Here is a 4,680-nt window from a genome sequence, read left to right as displayed (position 1 = left end):
CCCAAGGACAAGCCGGCCCCGGTGAATTTCCAGTGGGACGATCCGTTCATGCTGGACGAGCAGCTGACCGAAGATGAGCGCATGATCCGCGACACCGCGCGCGCCTATGCGCAGGACAAGCTGCTGCCGCGCATCACCAAGGCGTATCTGGAAGAAAAGACCGACCGCGAGATATTCAACGAGATGGGCGAACTCGGCCTGATCGGCATCACGCTGCCGGAAGAATATGGCTGCGCCAATGCCAGCTACGTGGCCTACGGCCTGGTGGCGCGCGAGATCGAGCGGGTCGATTCCGGATATCGCTCGATGAACTCGGTGCAGTCGTCGCTGGTGATGCATCCGATCTATGCCTATGGCGACGAGAACCAGCGCAAGAAATACCTGCCGAAACTCGCCACCGGCGAATGGGTCGGCTGTTTTGGGCTGACCGAGCCGGATGCCGGTTCCGATCCCGGCGGCATGAAGACCCGCGCCGAGAAGGTGTCCGACGGCTACCGGCTGACCGGCTCGAAAATGTGGATTTCCAACGCGCCGATCGCCGACGTGTTCGTGGTGTGGGCGAAGTCCGCCGAGCACAACAACCAGATCCGCGGTTTTATCCTGGAGAAAGGCATGAAGGGCCTGTCGGCGCCGAAGATTGGCGGCAAGCTCTCACTTCGCGCATCGATCACCGGCGAGATCGTGATGGAGGGCGTGGTGGTGCCGGAGAGCGCGCTGCTGCCGAACGTCTCCGGCCTGAAAGGGCCGTTCGGCTGCCTCAACCGCGCGCGCTACGGTATTTCCTGGGGCGCGATGGGCGCCGCGGAAGACTGCATGCACCGCGCGCGGCAATACACGCTGGACCGCAAGCAGTTCAACCGGCCCCTGGCGGCGACGCAACTGGTGCAGAAGAAGCTCGCGGACATGCAGACCGATATCGCGCTGGGCTTGCAGGCGTCCTTACGCGTCGGCCGGCTGATGGACGAAGGCAAGATGGCGCCGGAGATGATCTCCATCGTCAAGCGCAACAATTGCGGCAAGGCGCTCGACATCGCCCGCGTCGCGCGCGACATGCACGGCGGCAACGGCATCCAGATCGAATATCACGTGATGCGCCACACCGCGAACCTCGAGACCGTCAACACCTATGAAGGCACCCACGATGTGCACGCGCTGATCCTGGGACGCGCCATCACCGGCATTCAGGCGTTTTCGTAAAAGCCCTCCGTGTCCCGGACGCGATGCAGCGTTCTTCACGCTGCTTCGCAGAGCCGGGACCGTCACGAACACCGAGCTTTGTACGGCCCCGGCTCTGCAGCGCACCGCTCCGCGAAGGGCTACGCGCTGCGCTGTGTCCGGGGCACACCATCGAGATTTTCAATGTCCGACAACGACGACATCCCGTTCAACCGCGATTTTGCCCTGAAACCCGGCGTGGTCGACGAGGTGCGTCCCGGCATTCGCCGCGTCCTCTGCGACAACCCGAGCCCGTTCACCTTCACCGGCACGGTGAGTTACATCGTCGGCCGCGGCAATGTTGCGATCATCGATCCCGGTCCCGACAGCGAGGCCCACGCATCCGCGCTGCTTGATGCCGTGCGCGGCGAAACCGTGACGCACATCTTCGTCACCCACACCCACCGCGACCATTCGCCGAACACCGCGCGCATCAAGGCGGCCACCGGCGCGACCGTCTACGCCGAAGGGCCGCATCGCGCCTCGCGGCCGTATTACGGGAGCGAGAAAATATCCGCCGAATCCGGTGCCGACCGTGATTTTCATCCCGATCTGCAGGTCCGCGACGGCGAGACCATCGCCGGCGACGGTTGGGCGCTGCAGGCGGTGGCGACGCCGGGTCATACCGCCAACCACATGGCCTTCGCGTGGGCCGAGCGGAAATTGATGTTCATCGGCGATCACGTGATGGGCTGGTCGACCTCGATCGTCGCGCCTCCCGACGGATCGATGATCGACTACATGGCGTCGCTGCACAAGCTGACGCAGCGCGGCGAGGATCTGTATTTCTCCGGCCACGGCCCGGAAATCGCCGACGCGCCGCGCTATGTGCGCTTTCTGATCCGGCACCGCGAGGCGCGCGAAGCCTCGATCCTGCATCGCCTGGCAAAAGGCGAGGCGGATATCCCAACCATGGTGCGCGCGATCTATATCGGCATCGACCCGCGGCTGATGGGGGCCGCCGGCTATTCCGTGCTGGCACATCTGGAGGACCTGGTCGGGCGCGGCATGGTGGCGACGGATGGCGATCCGGTGATCGGCGGCAGTTACCGGCTGGCCTGACCGTCATTGCGAGCGAAGCGAAGCAATCCAGACTTCGTCATGGCGAGAAAGACTGGATTGCTTCGTCGCTTCGCTCCTCGCAATGACGGTTACTTCTTGGCCACGCCCTTGGCCGGGGCCTTGACCGGCGCCGCCGGCTTCTTTGGCGCCGGAGTCCGGTCCACGGCGGTGTTGATATCCTCGATCAGTTTTGTCACGCGCGAGGCGTTGCTGCCGAGGTCGCTCTCGAAATAGCGCGACGACGAGCGGATATCGACGCGCGATCCCTCGCCGTCGGGCGTGATGCGGATCGAGACGTCCTCGCGGAATCCCATGATCGGCGTTCGCGCCACCGCCTCGATGCGGCCGATGCGGCGCGGCGGTTGCGGTGCGCGCTCGTCGATCACCAGCCACTTGCGCTTGTTGACCAGCGCCAGCGTCACTTCATAGGCGCGTTGCACGGGGACATCGAGGTCGACCGGCTCGACGTCCGGATAGGCCGCGCGCTGCAGTTCGGCGGAATACAGGCCGGCGTAGACCGCGGGGTTGGCGCCGTCGCTGGCGCGTAGCCGCGACAGCGCATCGAACCGCGGCGGGTCGATCGAATCGGTGGTGATGTCGTGAATCGGCGGCAGCTTGCGATACTGCCAGCCGAGATAGGCGGGATAGGCGAGGATCGCGAGGTCGATCAGCAGCGCCAGCAGGATGCGGCTCATGCCGCGCGAGCCGTTCTGCCAGATCGCGACGAACGCCGCCAATCCGACCAGGATGGACAAACCCGCGCAGGCCAGCGCGCCGAAGAACGTCGCCAGCGCCGGGCGCATTTCGAGGAAGCCGAAGCGCACGATGATGATCGAGACCACGGCCGCCACCGCCGCAAACACGGCCAGACGCCGCGCCCAGGTGGCGAGCGCCGAGACCGGCTCGGTATGATATGGCGCGGAAAACCTGCGGGCCATCGGCTGGGTCGATCGATTCTGTGAAAAACGTGTCGTGTGAAAACACGGGCTTGCGGAGAATACAAGGCAATGATGGGCGGATTTCGCCCGACCCGAGGGTCCTGCGAATTTTGCCACGCACTGCCTCGCCCCTCACCCGGATTGCTTCGCAATCCGACCTCTCCCCGCGAAGAGCGGGGAGAGGTGAAGGGCCGTTCGGCGCTGCTTTCTTAACCTCTCCCCGCTCTTCGCGAGGAGAGGTCGGATCGCACTTGCGATCCGGGTGAGGGGCCAGGCACTGAGCCGACAAGGATCATGGGCTATCAGGTCGATCAGCCGGACTTGCTCTGAGGAATTTCTCGTAACCTTTCGTCGATAACAGCGAGCACGCCTTCTATATTCGACAGAACATCGTTGTTCCAGAATCGCATCACGCGATAGCCCTGCGCATACAAATAACGATCGCGCACCTCGTCGCGTGCCGATTCTGAATGCTGTCCGCCGTCAACTTCGATAACAATAAGCTTCTCGCGACAGACAAAGTCACAGATATAGCGGCCGATCGGCTGTTGCCGAACGAATTTGTGTCCGTGAATCTGGCGATTGCGAAGCTGGTTCCACAGCTTCGTTTCCGCGTCGGTTTGGTTGGCGCGCAGCTGGCGCGACCTGAGAGTCCTGCGGATTGAGCCACGCATTGCCTCGCCCCTCACCCGGATTGCTTCGCAATCCGACCTCTCCCGCGAAGAGCGGGGAGAGGTTAAGAACTCACGCCGCCGCGGTCGGAAACCTGTACTCCTTGAACTGGTCGCGCAGCGCGGTCTTCAATATCTTGCCGGTGGCGGTGTGCGGAATGCCGTCGACGAACACCACGTCGTCGGGCATCCACCACTTTGCAATTTTGCCGTCCATGTATTTCAGAATATCTTCACGCGTTGCGGACTCGCCCTGCTTGAGCTGCACGATCAGAAGCGGGCGCTCATCCCACTTCGGATGATAGACGCCGATCACGGCGGCCTCCGCCACCTTGGGATGGCCGACCGCCAAATTCTCGAGATCGATCGAGGAAATCCATTCGCCGCCGGACTTGATCACGTCCTTGGAACGGTCGGTGATGCGCATGTAGCCATGCTCGTCGATGGTGGCGACGTCGCCGGTGTCGAAGTAGCCGTCCTCGTCGAGGATGTCAGCGTCGACGCGGAAATACGCCTGCGATACCGCGGGGCCGCTCACTTTCAGCCGGCCAAACGTCTTGCCGTCCCACGGCAGATCCTTGCCGGCGTCGTCGGTGATCTTCATCTGCACGCCGAACGGCGGGTAGCCCTGGGTCTGCAGAATGTCGAGCTTGGCGTCGCCTTCCAGTTCGGCAAAGGGAGGTTTCAGCGAGGCAAGGGTGCCGATCGGGCTCATCTCGGTCATGCCCCAGGCGTGGCGCACATGGACCCCCATGTCGACGAACGCCTTGATCATCGAGCGCGGCATCGCCGAG

5 protein-coding genes are annotated in these 4,680 nt (G+C 63.5%); 2 read left to right on the top strand and 3 right to left on the bottom strand.

Annotation, left to right across the window (positions count from 1 at the left end; genetic code table 11):
* Both VGP39_RS21690 and VGP39_RS21685 read left to right on the top strand, forming a co-directional pair.
* Positions 1-1,197 (top strand): acyl-CoA dehydrogenase (locus VGP39_RS21690; RefSeq protein ID WP_327570145.1); only part of this gene is annotated, 1,197 nt, incomplete at its 5' end.
* 162 nt (positions 1,198-1,359) lie between these two features.
* Complete coding sequence (locus tag VGP39_RS21685; protein ID WP_327570144.1) at positions 1,360-2,277, top strand: MBL fold metallo-hydrolase; 918 nt, start codon at positions 1,360-1,362, stop codon at positions 2,275-2,277.
* Between the two features lie 89 nt (positions 2,278-2,366).
* Here VGP39_RS21685 and VGP39_RS21680 read toward each other — a convergent pair whose 3' ends face one another.
* The 3 genes from VGP39_RS21680 to VGP39_RS21670 form a co-directional block, all read right to left on the bottom strand.
* Positions 2,367-3,215 (bottom strand): DUF1499 domain-containing protein, encoded by an 849-nt coding sequence (locus VGP39_RS21680; protein WP_327570143.1) that lies wholly within the window; start codon positions 3,213-3,215, stop codon positions 2,367-2,369.
* A gap of 311 nt (positions 3,216-3,526) precedes the next feature.
* Complete coding sequence (locus VGP39_RS21675; protein ID WP_327570142.1) at positions 3,527-3,889, bottom strand: endonuclease domain-containing protein; 363 nt, start codon at positions 3,887-3,889, stop codon at positions 3,527-3,529.
* Positions 3,890-3,959: 70 nt separating this feature from the next.
* On the bottom strand, positions 3,960-4,680 hold a 721-nt coding region (locus tag VGP39_RS21670; RefSeq protein WP_327570141.1), incomplete at its 5' end, for an AMP-binding enzyme.

Source organism: Bradyrhizobium sp. (genome assembly GCF_036009065.1).
Lineage (GTDB): Bacteria > Pseudomonadota > Alphaproteobacteria > Rhizobiales > Xanthobacteraceae > Bradyrhizobium.
This window is presented reverse-complemented; position numbering and strand designations above follow the sequence as displayed.